The organism is Methylosarcina fibrata AML-C10 (assembly GCF_000372865.1).
In the GTDB taxonomy this organism is placed as follows: Bacteria; Pseudomonadota; Gammaproteobacteria; order Methylococcales; family Methylomonadaceae; genus Methylosarcina; species Methylosarcina fibrata.
In genome coordinates this window covers 4,778,487-4,801,284 of record NZ_KB889965.1, presented here as the reverse complement: position 1 = coordinate 4,801,284, position 22,798 = coordinate 4,778,487, and the positions used below count along the sequence as shown (strand labels likewise).

Annotated in this window: 22 protein-coding genes and 2 tRNA genes; 12 read left to right on the top strand and 12 right to left on the bottom strand. The window is 53.7% G+C overall.

Annotated features, from left to right (window positions below; all coding sequences use genetic code 11):
* From A3OW_RS0122795 to A3OW_RS0122755, 8 genes are all read right to left on the bottom strand, one after another.
* The gene (locus tag A3OW_RS0122795; RefSeq protein WP_456297481.1) at positions 1-1,212 is read right to left on the bottom strand and encodes an ATP phosphoribosyltransferase regulatory subunit; all 1,212 of its coding nucleotides are present in this window, start codon (positions 1,210-1,212) and stop codon (positions 1-3) included.
* A 104-nt stretch (positions 1,213-1,316) separates the two neighbouring features.
* The gene (gene hflC / locus A3OW_RS0122790; protein WP_026223870.1) at positions 1,317-2,171 is read right to left on the bottom strand and encodes a protease modulator HflC; all 855 of its coding nucleotides are present in this window, start codon (positions 2,169-2,171) and stop codon (positions 1,317-1,319) included.
* The gene (gene hflK / locus A3OW_RS0122785; RefSeq protein ID WP_020565775.1) at positions 2,168-3,361 is read right to left on the bottom strand and encodes an FtsH protease activity modulator HflK; all 1,194 of its coding nucleotides are present in this window, start codon (positions 3,359-3,361) and stop codon (positions 2,168-2,170) included. The genes hflC and hflK overlap by 4 nt, the downstream gene beginning before the upstream one ends.
* A 156-nt stretch (positions 3,362-3,517) precedes the next feature.
* Positions 3,518-4,783: a ribosome rescue GTPase HflX gene (gene hflX, locus A3OW_RS0122775; RefSeq protein WP_020565773.1), complete on the bottom strand. Its 1,266-nt coding sequence runs from the start codon at positions 4,781-4,783 to the stop codon at positions 3,518-3,520.
* A gap of 92 nt (positions 4,784-4,875) precedes the next feature.
* A complete protein-coding gene (hfq, locus tag A3OW_RS0122770; RefSeq protein WP_020565772.1) occupies positions 4,876-5,115 on the bottom strand; it encodes an RNA chaperone Hfq in 240 nt (79 codons plus the stop codon).
* A gap of 223 nt (positions 5,116-5,338) precedes the next feature.
* Positions 5,339-6,115, bottom strand: a complete 777-nt coding sequence (locus tag A3OW_RS0122765) for an alpha/beta fold hydrolase (RefSeq protein ID WP_020565771.1) — start codon at positions 6,113-6,115, stop codon at positions 5,339-5,341.
* Positions 6,115-6,837, bottom strand: coding sequence for a hypothetical protein (locus A3OW_RS0122760; protein ID WP_020565770.1), 723 nt, complete (start codon positions 6,835-6,837; stop codon positions 6,115-6,117). Before A3OW_RS0122760 ends, A3OW_RS0122765 begins: the two co-directional genes overlap by 1 nt.
* 651 nt (positions 6,838-7,488) lie before the next feature.
* The gene (locus tag A3OW_RS0122755; protein ID WP_020565769.1) at positions 7,489-7,941 is read right to left on the bottom strand and encodes a host attachment protein; all 453 of its coding nucleotides are present in this window, start codon (positions 7,939-7,941) and stop codon (positions 7,489-7,491) included.
* 248 nt (positions 7,942-8,189) lie between these two features.
* On the opposite strand from A3OW_RS0122755, the gene mtgA reads away from it, so the two are divergent.
* The 4 genes from mtgA to A3OW_RS0122730 all read left to right on the top strand — a co-directional run bounded on the left by mtgA (position 8,190) and on the right by A3OW_RS0122730 (position 11,465).
* The gene (mtgA, locus tag A3OW_RS0122745; RefSeq protein WP_157385953.1) at positions 8,190-8,972 is read left to right on the top strand and encodes a monofunctional biosynthetic peptidoglycan transglycosylase; all 783 of its coding nucleotides are present in this window, start codon (positions 8,190-8,192) and stop codon (positions 8,970-8,972) included.
* 192 nt (positions 8,973-9,164) lie between these two features.
* Positions 9,165-10,187 (top strand): beta-N-acetylhexosaminidase, encoded by a 1,023-nt coding sequence (gene nagZ / locus A3OW_RS0122740; RefSeq protein ID WP_020565766.1) that lies wholly within the window; start codon positions 9,165-9,167, stop codon positions 10,185-10,187.
* On the top strand, positions 10,180-10,725 hold the full coding sequence (locus tag A3OW_RS0122735) for a hypoxanthine-guanine phosphoribosyltransferase (protein ID WP_020565765.1): 546 nt from the start codon (positions 10,180-10,182) through the stop codon (positions 10,723-10,725). Before nagZ ends, A3OW_RS0122735 begins: the two co-directional genes overlap by 8 nt.
* Entirely contained in the window at positions 10,725-11,465 is a 741-nt protein-coding gene (locus tag A3OW_RS0122730; RefSeq protein WP_020565764.1) for an S-methyl-5'-thioinosine phosphorylase, read from the top strand. The genes A3OW_RS0122735 and A3OW_RS0122730 overlap by 1 nt, the downstream gene beginning before the upstream one ends.
* A gap of 39 nt (positions 11,466-11,504) precedes the next feature.
* On the opposite strand, the gene A3OW_RS0122725 is transcribed toward A3OW_RS0122730, so the two are convergent.
* The 4 genes from A3OW_RS0122725 to A3OW_RS0122710 all read right to left on the bottom strand — a co-directional run bounded on the left by A3OW_RS0122725 (position 11,505) and on the right by A3OW_RS0122710 (position 15,879).
* Complete coding sequence (locus A3OW_RS0122725; RefSeq protein WP_020565763.1) at positions 11,505-12,566, bottom strand: copper resistance protein B; 1,062 nt, start codon at positions 12,564-12,566, stop codon at positions 11,505-11,507.
* A 70-nt stretch (positions 12,567-12,636) separates the two neighbouring features.
* Positions 12,637-14,355, bottom strand: a complete 1,719-nt coding sequence (locus tag A3OW_RS0122720) for a copper resistance system multicopper oxidase (RefSeq protein WP_026223867.1) — start codon at positions 14,353-14,355, stop codon at positions 12,637-12,639.
* A gap of 97 nt (positions 14,356-14,452) precedes the next feature.
* Positions 14,453-15,277, bottom strand: coding sequence for an MOSC domain-containing protein (locus A3OW_RS0122715; protein WP_020565761.1), 825 nt, complete (start codon positions 15,275-15,277; stop codon positions 14,453-14,455).
* Positions 15,278-15,450: 173 nt separating this feature from the next.
* On the bottom strand, positions 15,451-15,879 hold the full coding sequence (locus tag A3OW_RS0122710; protein ID WP_020565760.1) for a PilZ domain-containing protein: 429 nt from the start codon (positions 15,877-15,879) through the stop codon (positions 15,451-15,453).
* A 189-nt stretch (positions 15,880-16,068) separates the two neighbouring features.
* Here A3OW_RS0122710 and A3OW_RS0122705 point away from each other — a divergent pair, with 189 nt between their 5' ends.
* The 8 genes from A3OW_RS0122705 (at position 16,069) to A3OW_RS0122670 (ending at position 22,727) form a co-directional block, all read left to right on the top strand.
* Positions 16,069-17,247 (top strand): ABC transporter substrate-binding protein, encoded by a 1,179-nt coding sequence (locus tag A3OW_RS0122705; RefSeq protein ID WP_408605679.1) that lies wholly within the window; start codon positions 16,069-16,071, stop codon positions 17,245-17,247.
* Positions 17,237-18,319 (top strand): PQQ-dependent catabolism-associated beta-propeller protein, encoded by a 1,083-nt coding sequence (locus A3OW_RS0122700; RefSeq protein ID WP_020565758.1) that lies wholly within the window; start codon positions 17,237-17,239, stop codon positions 18,317-18,319. The genes A3OW_RS0122705 and A3OW_RS0122700 overlap by 11 nt, the downstream gene beginning before the upstream one ends.
* Positions 18,316-19,056, top strand: coding sequence for an ABC transporter ATP-binding protein (locus A3OW_RS0122695; RefSeq protein WP_020565757.1), 741 nt, complete (start codon positions 18,316-18,318; stop codon positions 19,054-19,056). Before A3OW_RS0122700 ends, A3OW_RS0122695 begins: the two co-directional genes overlap by 4 nt.
* Positions 19,053-19,856: an ABC transporter permease gene (locus A3OW_RS0122690; RefSeq protein ID WP_020565756.1), complete on the top strand. Its 804-nt coding sequence runs from the start codon at positions 19,053-19,055 to the stop codon at positions 19,854-19,856. Before A3OW_RS0122695 ends, A3OW_RS0122690 begins: the two co-directional genes overlap by 4 nt.
* A gap of 151 nt (positions 19,857-20,007) precedes the next feature.
* Complete coding sequence (locus A3OW_RS0122685; RefSeq protein WP_020565755.1) at positions 20,008-21,585, top strand: hypothetical protein; 1,578 nt, start codon at positions 20,008-20,010, stop codon at positions 21,583-21,585.
* Between the two features lie 366 nt (positions 21,586-21,951).
* Positions 21,952-22,473 (top strand): hypothetical protein, encoded by a 522-nt coding sequence (locus A3OW_RS0122680; protein ID WP_020565754.1) that lies wholly within the window; start codon positions 21,952-21,954, stop codon positions 22,471-22,473.
* Between the two features lie 55 nt (positions 22,474-22,528).
* Positions 22,529-22,603 (top strand) — tRNA-Gly (locus A3OW_RS0122675).
* Between the two features lie 50 nt (positions 22,604-22,653).
* Positions 22,654-22,727 (top strand) — tRNA-Cys (locus A3OW_RS0122670).
* The last annotated feature ends 71 nt before the right edge of the window (positions 22,728-22,798 follow it).

The window sequence follows — 22,798 nt, the reverse complement described above, 5'->3', positions numbered from 1 at the left end:
TTAATCTAAGGTTCTTACGAACCAATTGTGGTGGTCTTGTTCCAAGATCGACGTGCAGCCCAGTTCCCGGGCAGTGCCGGCTTGTCCCGGCAATTGCTGAACAACCGTCAGGCCCTGAGCTCGTAAGTCCCTGATTTTTTCATTTAAAACAGAGTCGTCCCGATAAGGGGCGAAGATGCGCACGGGCGGCTGCTCGAGGGCGCTTTGTCTCTCCAGGGTCGACAATAATTTCAGGTCCGCGCTAAAACCCGTGGCCGGACGCGCCCGTCCGAAGACGGCGCCGATGTTGTCATAGCGTCCGCCTCTAGCAATTTCTCTGCCCACGGACGGCACGAAAGCCGAAAATACCGCGCCGGTATGATAATGGTAGCCGCGCAGTTCGGCCAGATCGAAGCTGATCGGCAGGCCGGGGAAGCGCGCCGTCAATTGTTGGGCAATCGCTTCCAGATCGGCCAAAGCCCGTTTGAGCTCGTCACTGGCGCCCTGCAGCGCGGTCCGGGCTTTTTCGATCACTTCAAATCCGCCGTTCAATTGCGGCAATTTCAGAAACATGGCCTTGAGTCCGTCCTCGAGGGTGTATTCCTCCATGAGCTCTTGAAGTTCCGGCCGGGCTTTTCGCTGCAAGACGTCGAACAAGGCGCTTTCCTGAACCGGACTGAATCCCGCCTGCCTCGACAAGGCCCGATAAATGCCGACATGGCCCAGATCGAGATGCACGTTCTGCAGGCCGGTCAAGGCCAGCATTTCCAGCATTAAACAGATGACTTCGACGTCGCTTTCCCGTCCCGCGTGCCCGTATAGTTCCGCTCCGATTTGCATCGGGCTTCGGGTTTTTTCCAGCGGATCGCCGCGGGTATGCAGAATGGTCCCGACGTAGCACAACCGGGTCGGCCATTCCTGTTTCAGGTTATGCGCATCGATTCGGGCGACCTGCGGGGTCATGTCCGCTCGAATCCCGAGGAGCTGTCCGCTCAATTGGTCGGTCAGCTTGAAAGTCTGCAATTCCAGGTCGTGCCCGGACCCTGTCAGTAAGGAGTCCAGAAAATCGATGAACGGCGGGATGACCAGCTCATATCCCCAGCAAGCGAACATGTCCAGCAGCCTGCGCCGTAGATTTTCAAGATGTTTGGCTTCTTCGGGCAATATTTCTTCGATGCCGTCGGGCAGTAGCCAGGAGTTTTTTTGTTGCATGTCGTAAGTCTGCTCAAACAAAACGCCCCGCACGAGCGGAGCGTTTCGGATTTTTATTTGGGTTCGGGATCGGCGCCATCCGGCACCTTTCGATTTCCTCCGCCGGTCGCGCCGGCCTGTTCCCTCTACTTTTGCTGTTCGAAGTACCTAAAGAAATCCGACTGCGGATCCAGCACCAAGGTATTGGAATTCGAAAAAGTCTTCTTATAGGCATTCAGGCTGCGATAAAAAGTGAAGAACTCAGGATCCGCCCCGTAAGCATTGGCGTAAATCTCGGCGGATTTGGCATCGCCTTCGCCGCGCAGCCGTTCGGCCTCCTTGAAAGCATTGGCCAACGTGACCACGCGCTGCCTGTCGGCGTCCGCGCGAATTTTTTCCGCCGCTTCCGCGCCTTGAGAGCGGAATTCACGAGCCACCCGGTCGCGCTCGGCTTCCATCCTGCGGAATACCGAAGTGCTGACTTCGGGCGGCAGATCGATGCGCATAACCTGAATATCGATGATTTCCATCCCCTTTTCGGCCGCGAGAGGCTTGGTGTTTTTTATCAGGATATCCCGTATCGCCCTGCGGTCGGTCGACACCAGTTGCTTGATGTTGCGCTTGCCGAACTCGCTGCGAAACGCGTCTTTAATGATCGGATCCAGAATTAAATTGGCCTGGTCTATATCCCCTGCGACAACCGTATAAAATGTGGTAACGTCGCCGATACGCCATTTCACGAAGGAATCGACGATCACGTTCTTCTTTTCCGCGGTTAAAAATCCTTCGGGCCGCGAAACCATCGTTTGCACCCGTGAATCGAATTTTTTTACGTTGTTGATAAACGGAATCTTGAAATGCAGACCGGGCTCGTAATCGAATTTTACAATTTCGCCCAGACGGAATTTAATGGCTCTTTCCGTTTCAGTGACGGTAAAGACGCTCATCATGATCACTAACAATAATGCGCCTAAACCTACTAATATTTTATTCTGTGTCATCGGCGTCCCCTTGCTTCTCTGCCCCGGGTTGTCGTACGGACAGGAGGCTGTTCTTCAACTTCCGTCTCGGGTTGAGCTGCAGCCGCCTGGGGAGGCGCCGGCGGCTCGACCGGAGGCAAATGCTGAACCATTTTATCCAGCGGCAAATACAGTAAATTGTTGCTGCCCTTCACGTCGACCAGTACCGTGTTGGCTCCGGCTAAAACCGATTCCATCGATTCGAGATACAGCCTCTTTCGGGTAACTTCGGGCGCTTTGGAATATTCGGCAAGCAATTTCGAAAAACGATTGGTCTCGCCTTCCGCCTGCGCGATTACCTGCTCTTTATAACCTTCGGCTTCCTGCAATTTTCTTGCGGCGGCACCGCGGGCTTTCGGCACCACGTCATTCGCATAGGCTTCGGCTTCATTGATCAGGCGCTGCTCGTCCTCCCGGGCTTTGATGACGTCTTCAAACGCGTTTTGCACCTGCTCGGGCGGTTGCGCATCCCGAAGATTGACCGTAGTCACCTGAATGCCGGATTCATAACTGTCCATGATCGTCTGAATCTCTTTTTTAATCTGGGTCACGATTTCGGCCCGGCCCTCGGTCAAAACGAAATCCATATTGCTGCTGCCGATGACGCCGCGCTCGGCGCTTTCGGTCACCTGCTTCAAGGTTTTGGCAGGATCCACGACATTGAAAAGAAAATCCTTGGCGTCTTTGACCTGATACTGAACCACCAGGCGGACGTCGACGTAATTTTCGTCCTTGGTCAGCATCAGCGCTTCTTTTGGCTCCGACCGGGAGGCCGCGTCCCCGAAACTTTGAAAGCCGACGTCGATCGTCCTGTTCTGCTTGACGTTGACGATGTCGACCCGTTCGATGGGCGCAGGCAGGTGCCAGTTCAGACCCGCCTGGGTCGTGTCGAGATATTTTCCGAACCGGGTTTCCACGCCGTGATTACCTTCATCGACGATATAGAATCCGCTTAAGGCCCACAAAAACAAAACTGCCGCGATAATGTAACCCAGACTTTTTACCGAACCGCCGCCTGGTCTTTCACCGCCGCTGCTGCCGCCACCGCCAAAAATTCTGCCTAATTTTTCTTGCAATGATCGAATTGCCTGATCAAGATCAGGGGGACCTTTCTGGTCGCCGCGACCGCTCCAGGGGTCTTTATTGTCGCCGCCAGGTTCATTCCAGGACATTATTTCGCTCCAAATTGGATTATTAAAACGTATTCAACATTGATCCCGAAGGATAGACTTATCATAAAGAACGGAGCGCTATCCTTGAGGTTGTTCATGCAATCGGGCATTCTATCTTAAACAGGGCGCAAGATGCCACATCCGGAACCTTGCTTCCTACCCTATCCGCTCACATTTTACCGACTTCAACATACCCAGGTGCTTGGCGTCGATTTCGACGACCAATTCGCTCGTTCCGTCCTCATCAATATGCTCGCTAATAATTTTTGCGCAAGTATAAATTTTTGCCCTGGCCTGTCCTTGATCGGCCTGCAAATGACAATGCATTTTAATTTTTCCGGTGGAAAACAGTTCGGACAAGGCTTGATAAAGCAGGTCAATACCCGCGCCCGATTGGGCGGACAGCCAGACTCTCAGCGGAGCGCCGGCTTCGTCCCGGTCAATTCTGGGAGACACATTATCCAGTAAATCGATTTTATTATAAACTTCCAATTGCTTGATCCGGCCAGCGTCAATGTCTCCCAACACCTTGTTGACCTCGACCACGGTAGCCTCGCGATCTTCGACATGAGCGTCAATGACGTGCAACAACAAGTCGGCTTCGCTGGCTTCCTGCAAAGTCGACTTGAACGCCGCCACCAGCTCATGAGGCAGATGCCTGATGAATCCGACCGTATCCGCCAGGACGATCTCACTGTTATTGGGCAAGGCGCAGTGGCGCAAGGTGGGATCCAGCGTGGCGAACAACTGGTCGGCAGTATAAATATCGGCTCCGGTCAACCGGTTGAACAAAGTCGATTTGCCGGCATTGGTATAACCGACCAGGGAAACGGCCGGGATTTCGGCTTTCTTTCTTTTGCTCCGCCCCTGGTGCCTCTGCCGGTCGACCTTTTCCAGACGGCTCTGTATCTGCTTGATGCGCACGCCGATCAGGCGCCGGTCGGTTTCCAACTGCGTTTCGCCCGGCCCTCTCAGACCGATGCCGCCCTTTTGCCGTTCCAGATGGGTCCATCCCCGCACGAGACGGGTCGACAAATGCTTCAACTGAGCCAGTTCCACCTGTAATTTTCCTTCGAAGGTCTGCGCTCTTTGGGCGAATATATCGAGAATCAGGCCGTTTCTATCGACCACCCTCACGCCGAGCGCCTTTTCCAGATTGCGTTCCTGGCTGGGCGACAAGGCATGGTTAAACAAGACGATATCGGCGTCGAACGCACTTAAACTGGACTTAATCTCCTCGAGTTTACCCTCTCCTACGAAATATTTCGGATCGGGGCTTTTGCGGCTCCCGGTAACAACATGAACAGGATCGGTTCCTGCCGATCTGGCTAATTCTTTTAGCTCTAAAAGATCTTCCGGCCCGGAATGAAGGGTCAGGTGAACAAGAACGGCGCGCTCACCCGAATCGGGACGATCAAACACAAAAACTCCATACGGCAGACAAGAATAATAAACTCACCACTCCGGCGAGGCGATGACAACAAGTGAAGCAGGAGAAACAACAAAAAGGAAAATCAATCTTCCTCAACTTCACTTTCCGGAGTAAATTTTACCGCTTTGCCCGGAACGATAGTGGAAATGGCGTGTTTGTATACCATTTGGCTCACGGTATTTTTCAGCATGATGACATATTGATCGAATGAATCGACTTTCCCTTGCAGTTTGATGCCATTCACAAGAAAAATTGACACAGGCGTATGTTCTTTTCTAAGCGTATTTAAAAAATTATCCTGCAAATTTTGGCCTTTGGACATCCGACTTCTCCTTAGTTATTGTTATTGAAAGTTATTTAAGATAACTGTAATGGCCTGACAACACAACTGTTTAACAGTCAATTATAATGGTCGTTAGCCTATTTTAACCTTAATGGCAACCCATTTTCATCCATCGGCATGAAAATAAGCATCTTGAAGCCCAGTAAAAGGCCTGATCGTAGACGATATCTTTAGAGATCCGACTCTAAACTAAAAGTCATTTTTAACAGAATTTCAAAAAATTTCCTACTGTTTTTATAAAGATTTCCGGCTGCTGCACGTGCAGCCAATGCCCTGCATCGGGAATTGTGTCAAAAATCGCCGTGGGAAACAAAGGCGCGACGTCTTCCATTTTAACAAAATCGGAATGCTCCCCTGCGATAAACAAAACCTTACCCTGATAAGGCGCCAATTGATCGGTATCCGGAAACGCGGTAATGTTCGAAGCCGCATTATAAAATATATCGAGATTGACCCGCCACCGATACCGCCCCTCGGACAACACCAGATTTTGCAACAAAAATTGGCGGTAAGCCGGATCGGGCAGTTCTTCAGCCAGTCGGAACTCGGCCTGTTTCCTACTGTTGAGCTCAGTCAACGGCAAGTCCTTCAGCGCCTGTATCGTGCGCTCGAAGCGGTGGCTGTAACCGACCGGGGCAATATCGGCGACGATCAGTTTCTTGAACAGATTAGGCTCATTAAGCGCACACCACATGGCGATCTTGCCGCCCATGCTGTGGCCCAACACGTTGACCCTTGTCAAGCCATGCCGTTCGATAAATTGTCTCAAGTCCGCCGCCATGGCGGAATAATCCATGACCGGATGATGAGGCGATGCACCATGATTTCTCATGTCCGGCACGTAGACATGAAACTGATCCGACAGTTTTTCCGCTATTTGCCGCCAGTTACGGGACGATGCAAAAAAACCGTGCAGAATGACGAGAGGTTCGGAAGCGGATTTTCCGAATTCCGTATAAACAAGATCAACAGCTTCCATCAAGCAAAAGCGAACAACGCCCCCATCAAACCGCCGAAAAAACCGCCCCATACGACCAGCCATCCCAAATGGTCGCGAATGATGGCCTGAACCATTTCCTTGACCATTTGAGGCGTCATCTCATCCAGCCGTTTGTCGATAACCTTTTCAATTTTAGATACAATATCCATGCCAATTTTATGCGCATCCAGCCCATGCTTTAACGCAACAGTAAAACTTTCCGACTCGGCTATTCCGGCCAGAACCGCCCGCAATTTATCGATGACCGGCTCCTTTAACGGCGCCAAAGCCTCCTTTCCTCCCAGCACGGCCAGCATTCCGCCAAAAGAAGAGCCCATGATCGCCGAAACCAGTCCCTGATAAATACGCTCGTAATCGACGGCGTTCAGCAAAGGTTCCAGATTCAATAGCTTAGCGCCCTGTTGCTCCTCGGCCTCAATAAACCGTTCAATATTGCCGACCGTAAAAAACTGCTGCATCATCAATTCCCTGATGGACCGCTTGAACTCTTCGAAACGGCCTGGAATAACGCCCGATCCATACAGAAGAGGCACCCTTTCAAACAGCATGTAAACGGCGAGCCAGTTGGTCATTGCCCCCGAGAGAGCGAAAAACCCGATCGATTTAATCAAGTCCTGTTGAACAGGAATGAGATAGCCCGCTACGACAAGAACGAGCGATACGGCATGAGTGAGAAAACTTTTATCGGCCAGTTGCTTCATTTATCCTGTTTCGGTCACGCCAAAAACTGAGGTAACTCAGTTGCCTCGACCCGAACATTGATCTTTATTGCGATTGTTGTGCCCGAATCCAATACCGAGGAGCAAGCAATAGGAGTGGTAAAACGATCGATTGTTCCCGAGCGCGCGGGACGGCGGCCTGCTTTTGAGCAATGACCGAATCCCGGCATCGGCGTTGATGACGGATTCGAGAAATTCATTTGACTGAAACAAGTTAACGACTCGATACCATACTTTGGTCTTCAGCGGCTCTTGCCCGGAAGATAACGGCTGCGGCAAAGTATTCTTTGTATCGCGAACGAGTCCGGCGCCGATCCGGTTTCATTCGAAAAACGGACCGATTCCTTTGAGCCATTCCCGTCTTTTCCGCATTAAGAATTACCCATTTAATTTAAGAAACCGGTAATATGGGCAAAGCCGGCTTAGTAGCTCCCGCTAGTCCGACAGCTTAACTTAACCGGCATGAAGTGGCTTCCGTCACCCCGAATCATGAACATCATCTGTGAGAACGGCTTCAGCCGCGACCAAGGCTTAATCGCGGCTAGAGCCGCTCCTACTCCACTGGCATCTTTCGATTTTCACGGTAACAGCACTGGTATATGGGGCGGGCTGTTGCCAATTCAACCCTTCTTCTCACATTTCTTCAAGTCTCGGCAGATATTCGGGCAAGTGATCGCGAATTTCGGCCGCGCTCTGCGTCGTAATATTTTTGTCGAGCTCAAAAGTGACATGCTTTTTGATCTGCTCCGGCATTTCCTTGCGCAGCAATCCCAGCATGGAAGGCTCGGCAACAATCATCAAACGATCGAATCGGTTGGCGTTGCGGGCCTCTTCCAGATAGCCGATGATCTGATGGGCAAATTGAACGGCTTCGTATTTTTTGGGGTCGGTGGCCGAATCGTAAGGATGGCCGGTACCCCCGGTCCCCGTGTGCCTGCCCGGCAAGTCCTGAGTGATTTCCCGGTCATGCAGCCGGCTTTCGGCGTGGGTCAAATCTTCCAATTCCTGTAACGGCGCAGAAGAACTTTCGGTGGTAAATATACGGGCTCGGCTGTTGTCGGCGACAAGGATCCAGATTGATGTCATATTCGTGTCCTCTAGAATTTTTAGAATAAACCTTATTATCCTTGTCCTTGAATGATAAATCCATTCATTTGATGGCCGTTCAATAATTTTTTTTCCAGCCCGCTCTCATGACGAAAATTATTCCTGATCCGTTCGGTTCCCGGCACGACGTCACGGGAAAGCGCCGCAGAAAAAACGGGCCATGATGTTTCGACGGTATTCAAGCCGGAACAAAGGCTTTATCATATGGAACAAACTCCAGGCTTCGAATGGAGTCGAGAAAAATCCTCAGCCCTATGATAACTTTTGTGTCGGCCAGAAAAAAACGATCCCGGAAAGCTGGTTCCCGCCGGAAATTTCCTTCAAAACTCGGTGCCAGACTGCGCAACGGAATTTACTACGGATTCCTCGCCTTTGCCTTTTCAAGCATCATGATCTGCGCCCTGTTACGCTGGACGCCGCCGCCTTCCTCGGCCTTCATGCTCTTTCGGCATGTGGAAGACATGGTTAAAAACCGGATCTGGCGTCCGATCGATTATCAATGGGTAAGCTCGGAGCAAATTTCCCCGAATGCTTACCGCGCCGTCATCGCTTCGGAGGATCAGCGTTTTTTTCAACATTCGGGATTTGATCTACAATCGATACAATCGTCCATCGACATTTACATCGACGGGGGACGACTGAGAGGCGCCAGCACCATTTCCCAACAGGTCGCCAAAAACTTATTTTTAAACCCTTCCAAAAGCATTCTTCGCAAGGGCTTCGAAGTCTGGTTCACCCTGCTGATCGAGTTGCTGTGGAGTAAGGAACGCATTTTGACGGTTTATCTGAACATTGCCGAATTCGGCGATCACGTTTTCGGCATCCAGGCGGCCAGCCGGCATTATTTCGGCATTCCCGCCAACAATCTGAGCCGGCCCCAGGCCGCGCTGCTGGCGGCATCCCTGCCGAATCCGTTGCGGCTCAAGGTCGCTCGCCCTTCCGGCTATTTGATCGAACGGCAACACTGGATACTCAGACAAATGCGCAACATTGCTTATCCTCTGCGGTAGCAGGCCGGCGAAAAACAGTGGGGAGAGCACCCAAGCATCCATTCATTTTCCTTGGGATCGGCCTGACCGGCCCTGTCCGGGCAACGATACGAGCCCGTTCATCACGGGATAAAATAACTTTCAAAACCCCGCTTTCAATGAAACCGGACAACCGGCAGACTTTTATTACTGACTGAAACTTATCTCGTCACCATGACCAAAACACTTCCGATCGGTCCCGTCATGCTCGACGTCGAAGGCTTGACGCTGGCACCACATGAACAAGAAAAATTCAATCATCCCAATACCGGCGCGGTGATTCTCTTCTCGCGCAACTATCAAAGTCCGGAACAAATCACCGAGCTCATCGACAGCATTCGCGCCGCCCGCAACGGCCGGATTCTCATTGCCGTCGATCAGGAAGGCGGCCGGGTCCAGCGTTTCCGGCAAGGGTTTACCCGTCTTCCGCCCGCGGCATTTTATGACCGGGCCGAGCCGGAAGTCGCCGAAGCGGCAGGTTGGCTGATGGCCTCGGAGTTGTTGGCCGTCGGCGTCGACTTCAGTTTTGCTCCGGTGCTCGACGTCGATTGCGGGATCAGCGAAGTCATCGGCGACCGTTCCTTTTCGAGCGATCCCGAACGGGCGGCCATACTGGCCGGCGCTTTTCGAAAAGGCATGCGCAAAGCAGGCATGGCCGCCATCGGAAAACATTTTCCGGGCCACGGCGCGGTCTCGGCGGATTCGCATCTGGCCCTGCCGGTAGACGACCGCGATCTCGACAGCATCCGCGCCAAGGACCTGTTTCCGTTCAAGCGGCTGATCGAAGAAGGCGTGGAAGGCATCATGCCGGCTCACGTCGTTTATCCGAAGATCGCTCCCGATCCGGCCGGATTTTCCAGGTTCTGGATTCAACAGATATTGCGCGGGGAACTCCATTTCAACGGCGTCGTGTTCAGCGACGACCTGAGCATGGCGGGCGCCTCGGCCGCCGGCGGTTATTCGGAACGGGCCAGAGCCGCACAGCAAGCCGGCTGCGACATGCTGCTGGTCTGCAACAACCCCAAGGCCGCCGAGGAAGTGCTGGACGCGTTGCCGATCACCGCAGACCCCGAGCGGGAGCAACGGCTCAACCGGATGCAGGGCAAACCGCAATTCAATTTTCAACAACTGATGCAAACCGAACAATGGCAGCAGCTTTCCTATCGAATCCTTCACGCAACGAATAACTATGCTTAAAGAAATCCAACATGTACAGGCCACGGCGGACCGACTCTATTCCGAAGCGGAAGTCGAAGCGGCGCTCGACAAAATGGCCGAGACCATCAATCGCTCTCTGGCGGACCGAAATCCTCTGCTGCTCTGCGTCATGAACGGCGGCATCGTGATGTCCGGCAAACTGATTCCCCGCCTGACCATGCCGCTGGAGATCGACGCCATCAACGCCAGCCGGTATCGAAACCAGACTTCGGGCAGTTGTCTCGAATGGAAACTGAAACCGGGCACGCCCCTTGCTGGCCGAACCGTTCTGATCCTCGACGACATTCTCGACGAAGGCATCACGTTGAAAGCGATCGTGGCCTATTGCCTGGAGCAGGGCGCTACGGAAGTTCTGAGCGCGGTTCTGATCGACAAGAAACTCGACCACAAGAAACCGATCACAGCCGACTTCGTCGGTCTGGAAACCGAGAACCGTTATCTGTTCGGCTACGGCATGGACTATAAAGGCTATTTACGCAACGCTGCCGGCATCTATGCCTGCAAGGAGACCATTTGATGAGTCCTCTGGCCATCATCGGCGGCACCGGTTTAGCCCGCATCACCGGTCTGACCATCGAGAGAAACGAACGGATCACCACGCCTTACGGCTCTCCTTCGGCCGATTACGTCGTCGGAGCGATTCAGGGCAAGCCCGTCGTGTTTCTGGCCCGACACGGCAATCCGCATCTTCTGGCGCCGCACCGAATCAATTACCGGGCCAATCTGTTCGGATTGAAACATCTGGGCGTGAAAACCGTCATCGCAGTGGCCGCGGTCGGCGGCATCACCGAGGCCATGGCACCCGCCCACATCGCCATTCCCGACCAGATCATCGACTACAGTTACGGACGCAAGCATACCTTTTTCGAAGACGACGACCAGCCGGCCGGTTACATCGATTTCAGCTATCCGTACAGCCAGACGCTTCGCGCCCGGCTGATCACCGCAGCGGCGGCAGCCAGGATTCCGGTGACTCCCGTCGCTACCTACGGCTGCACGCAAGGGCCCCGCCTGGAAACGGCGGCGGAAATCCTCCGCATGGAAAGAGACGGCTGCGACGTGGTCGGCATGACCGGCATGCCGGAAGCTGCCCTCGCCAGGGAACTCGGCATGGAGTATGCGGCGATGGCGGTCATCGCCAACAAAGCGGCGGGAAAATCGGGCGAAGAAATCACCATGGCGGAAATCGAGCACAATCTGCACAAAGGCATGGCGAACGCCATCGAAATCATCAATGCCTTTATTGCTCAGAGCTGACCGACGGCGGCGGATTTCCGAAGCCCGAGCGCAGCCCGATCAATACCAAAACTGCACCCCGGCAACCGCCCGTATTTCATCGGTACGGTTGCCGGCGTTTCTTAAATAATCCGCCGTATCCCCGAACCGGCCGGCCCACTCGATCCCGATGTACGGTGCCAGCTCGCGCCAGACTTCGTATCGCAGGCGCAGGCCGATGGAAAGATCCGATAATCCATGCCCCAAAGCGCGCGCGGGGTCTTTTTTGCCGTAAAAGTTCGCCTCCGTACGGGGCTGCAGGACCAGTTTCTGCGTCAGCAATACGTCGTATTCGGTTTCCAGCCGGAATGCCGTTCTGCCTTCCTCGCCCACGTAGGCGGTCGCTTCAACGTATACCCAGTAAGGCGCCATCCCCTGAACCCCCAGCGCCAGCCAACCTCGGTCGGGACCGAAGCCTTTGTCGTAGCGAATGCCCAGATGGGTATCCCAGTTCGGGTCCGCCGCATGCGCCCAGAGCAATTCGGTGCGCGCGTGCTGAAAAGTGCCGTCGTCGATGTCCCCTTCGGCACGGACCAGCGCCCGGTCAAAAGTTTTTCCCCACCAATATTGAAAATCGTAGGTCATGAAGGTCGTACTGCCGGTGCTCAGACTTTCCAGCCGGTCCACGAGAAGTGCGTTGAAATACTCCACGTCGGCCATTTCCGGCGGCGGCAGGGGGCCGAAACCGTAACCTTCGGCATACGCAGCAGGATCCCGCGCGTCCGGGGGCGGCGATCCGCCCTGCATCGCGGCGGACCCGTGCTCGGGCCTCTCCGTGCCGGGAGAGGAATGAGAGGCTTCGGCCTGATCGGCAGGCATCGGCGGCATCTTGTGCCCGGTATGATCCATAGGCGGCATGGTTTCCTGATTCTGCTCCGGAGGGCTGTCCGGGAACGAGGCCTCGGTAGATTCGCCGGGTTCCGCTGCCGGCGGTTCGTTCTCCGGCGCGGAATGGCTCATGGCTTCGGAATGCCCTTCATGTTCCATAGGGCTATCCGGATGCGCCTGATCTTCCTGAGCCCCCGCCAGAGGCGGCCAGATCAGGACAAAAGCCGCCGCAAGGCGCGTCAGTCTCCGCTTCATGTCCTGTCCGCCTCATTCCGGAATATCCGCACAAACGCGGAAATGAATAACCGCCGGTGAAAACAATCGCTCATGCCACGACGACCACTCGGAACATGCCGGCATGCATGTGATAAAACAGATGGCAATGCCATACCCAATACCCCGGCGCATCGGCCGTGACCAGAAAACTGACCCGCTGGGCCGGCTGCACGCTGATGACGTGCTTGCGCACCTGAAAACCGCCGCCGGGGCTTTCCAGATCGCTCCACATGCCGTGCAAATGCATCGGATGAGTCATCATCGTGTCGTTGACCAGAATCACTCGCAGGCGCTCGCCGTGGCGGAAATGGATCGGCGTCGAGTTGCCGAATTCGAGTCCGTCCAGGGACCAACTGTAGCGGGCCATGTTGCCGGTCAGATGGAGCTCGATCTCGCGTTCGGCCGGCCTGGGATCGGGCGCGCCTCCCAACGTGCGCAGGTCGGCGTAGGTCAATACCCTGCGGCCGTTGTTTCTCAGGCCGATGCCCGGATCGTCCAGATTGGTGCGCGGCCAGTCCACGCGCATGTCGACGCCGGCGCCGTATTCGCTGCGGGCATGATGCGCCTGTATCCGTTTTCCGGAAGCAACGTGGCCGGCATGTCCGGCGTGTTCTCCGTGTTCCATGGCGCCCATCATGTCCGACATGGACAAGGGAACCGGCAGGTCGAGTTCCGGAATCTTCGCGGTCATGCCGGGGCGTATTGCCAAAGTCCCCCGGGCATAGCCGGTCCGATCCATGGATTGGGCAAAAAGGGTATGGGCCTCTTCCGTCGGAGTGACGATCACATCGTAGGTTTCGGCGACGGCGATCCGGATCTCATCCACGTCGACCGGTTCGATGCTCTGCCCGTCCGCCTGCACCACGGTCATTTTGAGCCCCGGAATGCGCACGTCGAAATAAGTCTGCGCTGCGGAATTGATCAGCCGCAGCCGTACCTTTTCGCCCGGCCGGAACACACCAGTCCAGTTGTCGTCCGGGGTCGCGCCGTTGATCAGATAAGTGTAGGTATGGGCCGAAATATCGGATAAATCGGTCGGGCTCATGCGCATCCGATTCCACATCCGGCGCTGCTCGAGAGCGGAGAAGAATCCCTGGCGCCTGATGTCTTTAAAAAAATCGACGGCCGTAGGCTGGTTGAAGTTGTAATAGTCGCTCTGCTTCTTCAATTTGGCGAAAACCGCCATCGGGTCTTCGTCGGTCCAGTCGGACAGTTGCACGACATAGTCGCGATGGGCTTCGACCGGCTCCGGATTTAAAGGATCGATCACGATAGAGCCATAGAGTCCGACCTGCTCCTGCATGCCCGAATGCGAATGGTACCAGTACGTGCCGGACTGGCGGACTTTAAAGCGGTAGCTGAAGGTTTCACCCGGGGCAATCCCCTTGTAGCTGACGCCGGGCGCGCCGTCCATGTCGTAGGGCAGGAGGATGCCATGCCAGTGAATCGACGTTTCCTCGTCGAGCCGGTTCTCAACGTGCAGAGTCACCGTGTCGCCTTCCCGCCAATGCAGTATCGGCGCGGGCAACGAGCCGTTGACGGTGATGGCCAGGCGCTCTTTGCCGGAAAAATTGACCGGCGTCCTGGCGATGACCAGTTTGAACTCGTTGCCGCCAAGTACCGGCACAGGTTCTCTTGCCGGCTTGCCGAGACCGGTTTTAAGCCAGGAGGGCAAGGCCAGCATCATGCCGCCGGAAATCATTCCCTTGAGCCATTGGCGACGGCTCAACGCGGGCAAGAACAAATTGAAAAAAGAATCGCTTTTCATGGAAACGGAAAACACGATGGAAGGCAAAAGCCGGAACCGCCGATATTCAGCAGGTTCATTCGCTCGGCGGAGCACAGCCGGATCTGCCGGAAAACACTTAAAGAGGCGGCTGCTGCGGTCCGGTCGATTTAATCCGGACCTCATCTCCGATGCGCAACTCGCCGCATCGGTCATGCAGGGCGTTCTGGCCGAAATAGACTTTATTTTGCCATTTTCTCGTTCGATTGAGCGTCGCCAGCGGCTCTTTCCCCATCGCCCCCGTCTCCTGATCGATCGTCGGCACCACGCAGCGGGAGCAGGGCTTGGGCAGCCTGAACCCGATCGCGCCGATGCCGATCTCGCGCCAGGCGTCCTCCGCATAGGCGGCGCATCCGGAAACCACCAGATTGGGGCGAAAACGGGACATCGGCAGGATCAACCGCATGGCTTCGTTCAATGAAGCCAGCGAATTCTCCGAAACCAGCAAAAAAGGAAAACCGTCCGAAAAAGCCACTCGGTCGGCAGGACCGCCGTAGGCCGGATCCACTTTGCGTATTTCGTCGTCGGGCTGGCGTACCAGCCGGCAGTCCATACGTAAAAAACGGCTCAACCATCGGTCGGCTTCGGAAGAAACGGTACGGGCAAAACCCTGGTCGTGCCAGATCGTAACCGGGACAAGATCGCCCTCCCCGCTTTCCAGAGGCAAAACAAGATCTTTCATCGCCGGAGCCGAAAGAATCAACTCGCTCTCGGTCAGAGAGGTTTTGATTAAAGCCAGACTGGCCATCTTGCGTTGACTGAGAAATTGCCCGCTTTCATCAACAATCATCCATTTCCGGTCATACTTCAGGCCTGTTTCAACCACCGGCCAGCGAGGCACGGAAATGCCCGCCAGGGATTTAACGGGGTAAACGAAAAGGCCGCTCAATTTAATGGAAATCATGGGGATGACGTTCAGGCATAAGTTTCAATAAGGATCGACGGAGCGAACAAACCACGCAAGCCGTCCGGCAAGGCCCGGTTTTAGCCGGCTAACATTCAATCATGAAAGGGAATCTGCTTAGAACCGATCAATTCAAGCACCCGTAGGAGGGTATCATCCTTTCCGCAGGCGCTTCATCTGAACTTCAATTCGCTCTGCGTCGACACCAAATAATCGCCCAGCTCATTGTGACATTCGTTAAACTTGATTCCGTATTCATAATCCGATTCCGACGCTTTCCTGACGATCACCGCTTTGATCCGGAAAGTCTGGCCGGATTTGAATTTTAATCCCAAAACGACTCGGGTCCCTTTCTTGAGCTTTTGATCCGTCGAGATTAACACCCCGCGCGTACTGATGTCGAGCAATTGGACCTGAATCAAACGGCGAAAAAAATTAAAGCCGAAACGAGTCAGGAAATCAATTTTATAAAAAACGGCCTGGATGTCGTTACGGATGTATCGAGTAGCGACCCGCCGATTGTCAAATTTACTCTCGGATCCATCGAGATCAAAATTTAAAATATCGTCGATCGATTCGAAAAAAGGAGCAAGATCAGTCATGGATCACAACGAGTAGATAGAATGGCGCTTTTAGTATTGGCGTTAACTGACTAAATTTCAAATCTTTTTTAGTTTAACCCTATCCTGGGCTAAATAAAAATCGGTAAATCCGTTAAAATGCTTTTCCGGTACATTCATTTTTTCATCCTCATGCCGTTCATCGCTCATTTTTTCTCTGGATTGACAAGAATTCTATTCGTTTTTTTATTGATAACCGGCGGCTCCGCCCATGCGAAAAAAGCCGGCCAAACGATCAGTACGATCCATATAGCGTATTTGACGCAAGAACAGGAAGCGCCCAAGGCCCTGTCCAATCTGGATCCTTTTATCGCGAATAAAGGCGAGCCCGGTGCGGAACTGGCCATCGACGACAACAACACGACCGGACAGTTTCTCAAGCAGCATTTTGTCCTGAAAAAATTTCTGGTGCCGCTGAGCGAAGATCCCGTCGAAATATTCAAACAAAGCATCAGCGGCAAATTCGACTTCGTCGTGGTCAATTTGCCTGAAAACAAATTATTGCAGCTCGCCGACTCGCCTTCGGCAAGCCGTACGCTGCTGCTCGACGTAGCCACGGTCGACGATGCCTTACGCAACGAACATTGCCGGGCCAATGTCTTGCACTTCCTGCCGACGCGAGCCATGCGGGCCGACGCCCTGGCGCAATACATGCTGAAAAAACGCTGGACGCACTGGTTTCTCGTCCAGGGGCCGGACGAACGGGACCGCCTGTATGCCGAAGCCATTCGGCGCGCCGCCAAACGCTTCGGCATGGACATCGTTGCCGAAAAAACCTGGGAGCATACGTACGATGCGCGGCGAACCGCCCAGTCCGACGTTCCGGTCTTTACCCAGGTCGATGACTACGACATCCTGGTCGTCGCCGACGAACAAGGCCAGTTCGGCGAATATCTCGAGTATCGCACCTGGCTGCCGAGGCCGGTCATCGGCACCCAGGGACTCATCGCGACTTCCTGGCACCGTACTCACGAACAGTGGGGCGCGGTGCAATTGCAGAACCGCTTCAAGGAACACGCCGGGCGCTGGATGGAGGAGCAGGATTACGGCGCCTATCTGGCGGTCAGAGCGTTGGGTGAAGCGGCCACCCGTACCCGGTCCGGGCAATGGCAGCCGATCAAGGACTATCTTTTCGGCGATGCGTTCGCTTTGCAGGGCTATAAAGGCGTGCCTCTGTCTTTTCGGCGCTGGGACGGACAATTACGGCAGCCGGTATTGCTGGCCGCTCCCCGTTCTTTGGTCGGCGTGGCGCCGATCGAAGGCTTTCTGCACCCGAAAACCGAACTGGATACGCTCGGATACGATCAACCCGAATCGACATGTAACATGGCAAAAGGCAATGAAAAATAATCCGTTGAACTCCCTGAAGCGGCCGCTTCGTCATTCCGTTCCGCACTCAACGCCGGCACCCGCCTGCCCCACTTCGGCCCGGAACGTCCGACGCGGCGTTACCACAAACACAGCGGCCGCGTTGCTGGCAGCGGCCTTCTGGCTTCCGCCGTCCGGCGCGCCACGGGCGGAAACCGTCTTCGTCACCCTGGAAAAAGACAATGCCCTGGCGGTCGTCGACCCCGAAAAAGGCCAACTGATCAAAACCGTGCCCGTGGGGCAAAGGCCGCGCGGCATCGCCCTCAGCCCCGACCACAAAATCCTTTATATCGCCACCAGCGACGACGATACGATCCGGATGTTCGACGCCGAATCCTTGAAAGAACTGGGCAAACTGCCGTCCGGAGAAGATCCCGAAACCTTTGCTCTGAACCCTGCGGGCGACCGGCTTTACGTCTCGAATGAAGACGACAGCCAGGTCACCGTCATCGATCCGGCCAAGCGCAAGGCGGTCAAGCAGATCAAGGTCGGCGTCGAACCCGAAGGCATTACGGTCAGCCCGGACAATCGCTGGATCGTCAGCGCTACCGAAACCACCAACATGGTGCACTGGATCGACGCGAAAACCCAGGAGATCGCCGAAAACACGCTGGTCGACCCGAGGCCCCGCGCGGTCAGCTTCACCTCCGACAGCGGGCAATTGTGGGTTACTTCCGAAATGGCCGGCAGCCTGTCCGTCATCGACGTTAAAACCAAACAAATCATCAAGACTGTCCGGTTCGAAATTCCGGGCGTGACCTCGGATAAGATCCAGCCGGTCGGCGTGGTGATCGACAAAGATCGAAAAAAAGGTTATGTCGCCCTGGGGCCTGCCAACCGCGTCGCCGTGGTCAATGCCGAAACGCTGGAAGTCGAGAAATTTCTTCTGGTCGGGCAAAGGGTCTGGAATCTGGCCTTCTCGCCCGATCAACAACGGCTTTACACCACCAACGGGGTGAGCAACGACCTGTCCATCATCGATCTGCCCAGCCTGACCGTCACCAAATCGATCGGCGTGGGCACCTATCCGTGGGGCGTTGCGGTGAAGCCATGACGACTCCGGCACTGGTGGTAGACAATCTGGACTTTTCATACAGCGGCAAAAAAGCGCTGGACCGGGTCGGCTTCAGCATTCCTTCCGGCGCCTGCACCCTGCTGCTGGGCCCTAACGGAGCCGGCAAAAGCACTCTGTTTTCATTGATCACCCGTTTGTACGATGCCCGCAACGGGCGCATCGAGCTTTGTGGTTTCGACATTAAAAAACAGACTTTGAAAGCTTTGGCGAAACTCGGTGTGGTGTTTCAGCAACCCACGCTGGATCTGGATCTGACGGTGATGCAAAATTTACGCTATCACGCGTCACTGCACGGCATGGGCGGAAAACTGGCGAGGCAACGGATAAGGCAGGAACTGGAACGGCTGGATATGTACGAGCGTCGCTTCGAAAAAATACGCCAACTGAACGGCGGCCATCGCCGGCGGGTGGAAATTGCCCGGGCACTCATTCATAAGCCCGCCTTGCTGCTGCTCGATGAACCGACCGTCGGACTGGACGTGCCGAGCCGCCTGGCGATCGTGGAACACGTCCACCGCCTGGCCGCCGAGGAAAACATCGCCGTGCTCTGGGCCAGCCATCTGATCGACGAAATTTATCCGGAAGACCGGGTCATCGTATTGCACAAAGGCGTGATTCGGGCCCAGGGCAATGTGGACGACATTCTGCAGCTTACCGGCTGCCTACAGATTAAAGACGCTTTTTTCAAACTGACTCAAGGGGGAAATCAGGCGTGAACTTACTGCATTACTGGCGCGCGCTATGGGGCATTGTCTGGCGCGAATGCTGGCGTTTTTTCACCCAGCGGGAACGCTTCGTATCGGCCCTGGTCAGGCCGTTGATCTGGCTGTTCGTTTTTGCCGCAGGCTTCAGGGCGGCGTTGGGCCTCGCCATTACACCGCCGTACGAAACCTATATTCTCTACGAAGTCTACATTACGCCCGGCCTGATCGGAATGATCCAGTTGTTCAACGGCATGCAGAGCTCCTTGTCGATGGTATACGACCGGGAAATGGGCAGCATGCGGATTCTGCTGGTCTCTCCCTTGCCCCGCTGGTTTTTGCTCTTGAGCAAGTTACTGGCGGGAGTGAGCGTGTCGGTGCTGCAGGCTTACGTGTTCCTGGCCATCGCCTGGGCCTATGAGATCAGGGCGCCCTGGCTCGGCTATCTGTGGGTGCTGCCGGCCTTGCTGCTGTCGGGCTTGATGCTGGGCGCACTGGGCTTGCTGCTGTCTTCGTTCATCAAACAATTGGAAAATTTCGCCGGCGTCATGAATTTTGTAATTTTTCCGATGTTTTTCATGTCCACCGCGCTGTATCCCTTATGGAAAATAAAAGAATCCAGCCCTTTGCTGTATACGCTGGCCAAATACAATCCTTTTTCCCAAGCCGTGGAACTGGTCCGGTTTGCTTTATACGCGCAATATAACCAACCGGCGTTCATTTATACCCTGGTTTCTTTTATCGTCTTCATCAGTATTGCAATTATTGGCTATAATCCCTCGAAAGGCATGATGGTAAAAAAAGGCGGTGCTTGACCGGGGAATTTTTGTATTTCTGAACTTTACCGACCGACAAATTTTCCTTAATAATCCATTTTTTACGTCGACGTCACACCGGGCACTTTAATTAGCTGCTACACTAAGACTTTCTATTGAGACTGACCGCATAAACTTCTCCGGTGAGCATGTGAAGAACTCCTTTTTCCTGGTTATTCCAAAGCGCCACAACGATCCTCAACGCCTTGTCGAATTCGAAGCCAAATCGCTGCAACACTGGATTTCCGAACTGCCGGCCGGCAATCCGGGTCTGGCCACCCGCCTTCTACACGACTTCGTCATCGAATCCAACACTATCGAGATGCCGACCGAGCTTAGGCTGGACATGCTCGAACGCCTGCATCCGAGCATTTCCGCGGTCGAAGACAATCTTCGCTTCAGACTGACCAAAGCGGGTTTTCCCAAAGAAGAAAACGATCATAAAATTCTCGCCGTTCTGGTCTCGATTGAAAAGGAATTCGCCATCGGCTATTGGATAGTGGTCAGGGAACTGACGCAAAAGTCTGTCAGTTGGCTACAGGGAAAGAACGTGGCGTTGGCGATACAACGCTGTATCCGGCTGTTAAGCAACATCATCATCAGCCATTTCATCATGGGCCTGCCGATACCGGCCTGGGTATGGCTGGACATCCATTCGCTTTACCGGCTCAGCGTCAAGCTGAATAAAAGCACCAAAACCGTAGTGTTGGACCCGAGCCAGCCCAATACCAAAAGCTCGCCCGAGGAATGTTACAAACAGATCCTGTTATTGAGCCTGACCGAACCTACGGGCTTGATGCAGAGAGAAATCCCGCAGGTCTTCAGCTTTATCGAAACCGTATCGCCCTTAGTCAGCCTGCATCCCAGACCCATTGCCGGCCAGCCCGTGCAATGCCTGATCCCTGCCGAAGAAGACAGGCCGCCCCAGTTTCATGCCGAAACGTCCGTCGAGGAGGGTCATACCGTCTTGTACCTGGATTTTTCCAATTTATATAAAGCTCTTAAACAGAAATTAAGCTCGAGCTATTCAGTGGAAGGCCGCTTCAGCTCCATGCATTTGTTCCCCAAGAACGATCAGCCGACTGCCGAACTCCTTGACTATCTGACACAACGCTGGTCCGGAATAAAATTGCAGAGTTCGGCGCTGTTCAGCGATCGGCTAGACCGATACGTCGCCATCGGTCTGGCCGCGACCCATGCCCTTAAAAACTCGATGCCCCTCTCCGTCGATTCTTCTCTGGAACTTGTCGCCGAAACGGACTCCGACAGTCTGTTGAGTTGTCACTTCGAACAAGCGGGAATGCTGTCCGTCGGAAGCCTGATCAGTTTCAGAAAAACAGGAAGCCCAAGCGAGCAGCGCGCGATCGGCATCGTCAACAAGATCGTGGTGAACAAGCAAAGTCCCAAGATACATTTCGGCGTTCAATTCCTGACGCCCCAGTTTTTCTCGGTTTCCTATTCCCTGCCCAATGCAGTGAACAAAGAGGACCAGCAAAAAGCGCTTATGTATTCTCACAGCGGAACCGACGGTGAAAAAACCTTCATCATTACCGACAGTTTTCTTCTAAAAGAGGGCGATGTGATACGCCTGCAAGTGAAAGGCGAAGAATTTCCGGTTGAGCTGCATTATAGAAAAAACATAGGCTTGGGCTACTGGCAATTCAATTGCATCCGAATCGTCGAAAAAGAAAAGCAGACTCCGGCGAAGAAAGGGTACGATTTTATTTAGTTCCCCGGACTCTGCCCGAATTAACAAAACAACGCATAAAGCACTTGAAAAGTTTTTTCATCGTGGTAAGTTGTTCAATTAAGTAGACGTTAATGGGAATAAAAGAGCTTTTGTTTTCCATGAAAAACCTTCAAAAGGGAACGTCTACTTAAAAAAATATCACCCGTTCGTTTGTCTGTCAGGCCTAATTTTGGCAAACTAATGATGATAAGGGGCGTGGGCTCGTAAGTCTATTTTGCATTAAAATCGGGCAATCCAGACTCATGTCATGGATATAGAACATGAAAGAAAACGGACGTGAACCGCCGGGTTTGAAGTGCACTTATAAAGATATAAATAAAATTACAAAAATCGTGAGGATGAGAAATGAGTGAAGAAAACGCTAAAAAAGAAGAAAACGCCAAGATAGAAGAAAGTACTAAAAAATCGGTAGAATCAGCAAAAAATATTGCCGGCAATTTAATATCTTCCGCATTAAGTTTAAAAGAAAAAAATCCAAAGGTATTTTTTGGTGCGGTTGGAGGTATCGCTCTTTTGCTGGTAATAGGCCTATTCAGCGGCGGAGAAAGCGGAGCACCCAGCCAGCCTACCGGTCCTACCATTAAAAATCTTCAGGTTGGCCAACGCTATGTGTTGAAAAGCGTGAATACTTACGACCCTTCAGCTACCATCCGGTTAGTCTCCGCTCCCGGCACCCTGGCTGCCTATGACGATACCGAAGAAGCCGACAGAACCGGTACCTGCCAGCATTTCGCACAGGGAACGCCGGTTAAGGTTCTGAAATTGCAGGATGCTTTCGGAACCGAAAATACCTTTGCCGAAGTCTCTGTCGAAGAAGGCGAATGCAAAGGCAAAACGGGCTGGGCTTTAGCGATCGATATTCAATAAAGATATTGTTTGACAGCTCAAAAAAAAGCCTTATAATAGCCGAATAAATTGAAGCGCGGGAATAGCTCAGTGGTAGAGCACAACCTTGCCAAGGTTGGGGTCGCGAGTTCGAATCTCGTTTCCCGCTCCAAATTATCAATAAAAGCCGCGATATTCGCGGCTTTTTCATTTAATCGCCATGGCTGCGTAGCAAAATGGTTATGCAGCGGCCTGCAAAGCCGTCTATACCGGTTCGATTCCGGTCGCAGCCTCCATCGGTGAGTTCAAACTGATTCAACGAGATTCTAAAACCCGCAAGTTTCAAGGCTTAGCGGTTTTTTTATTG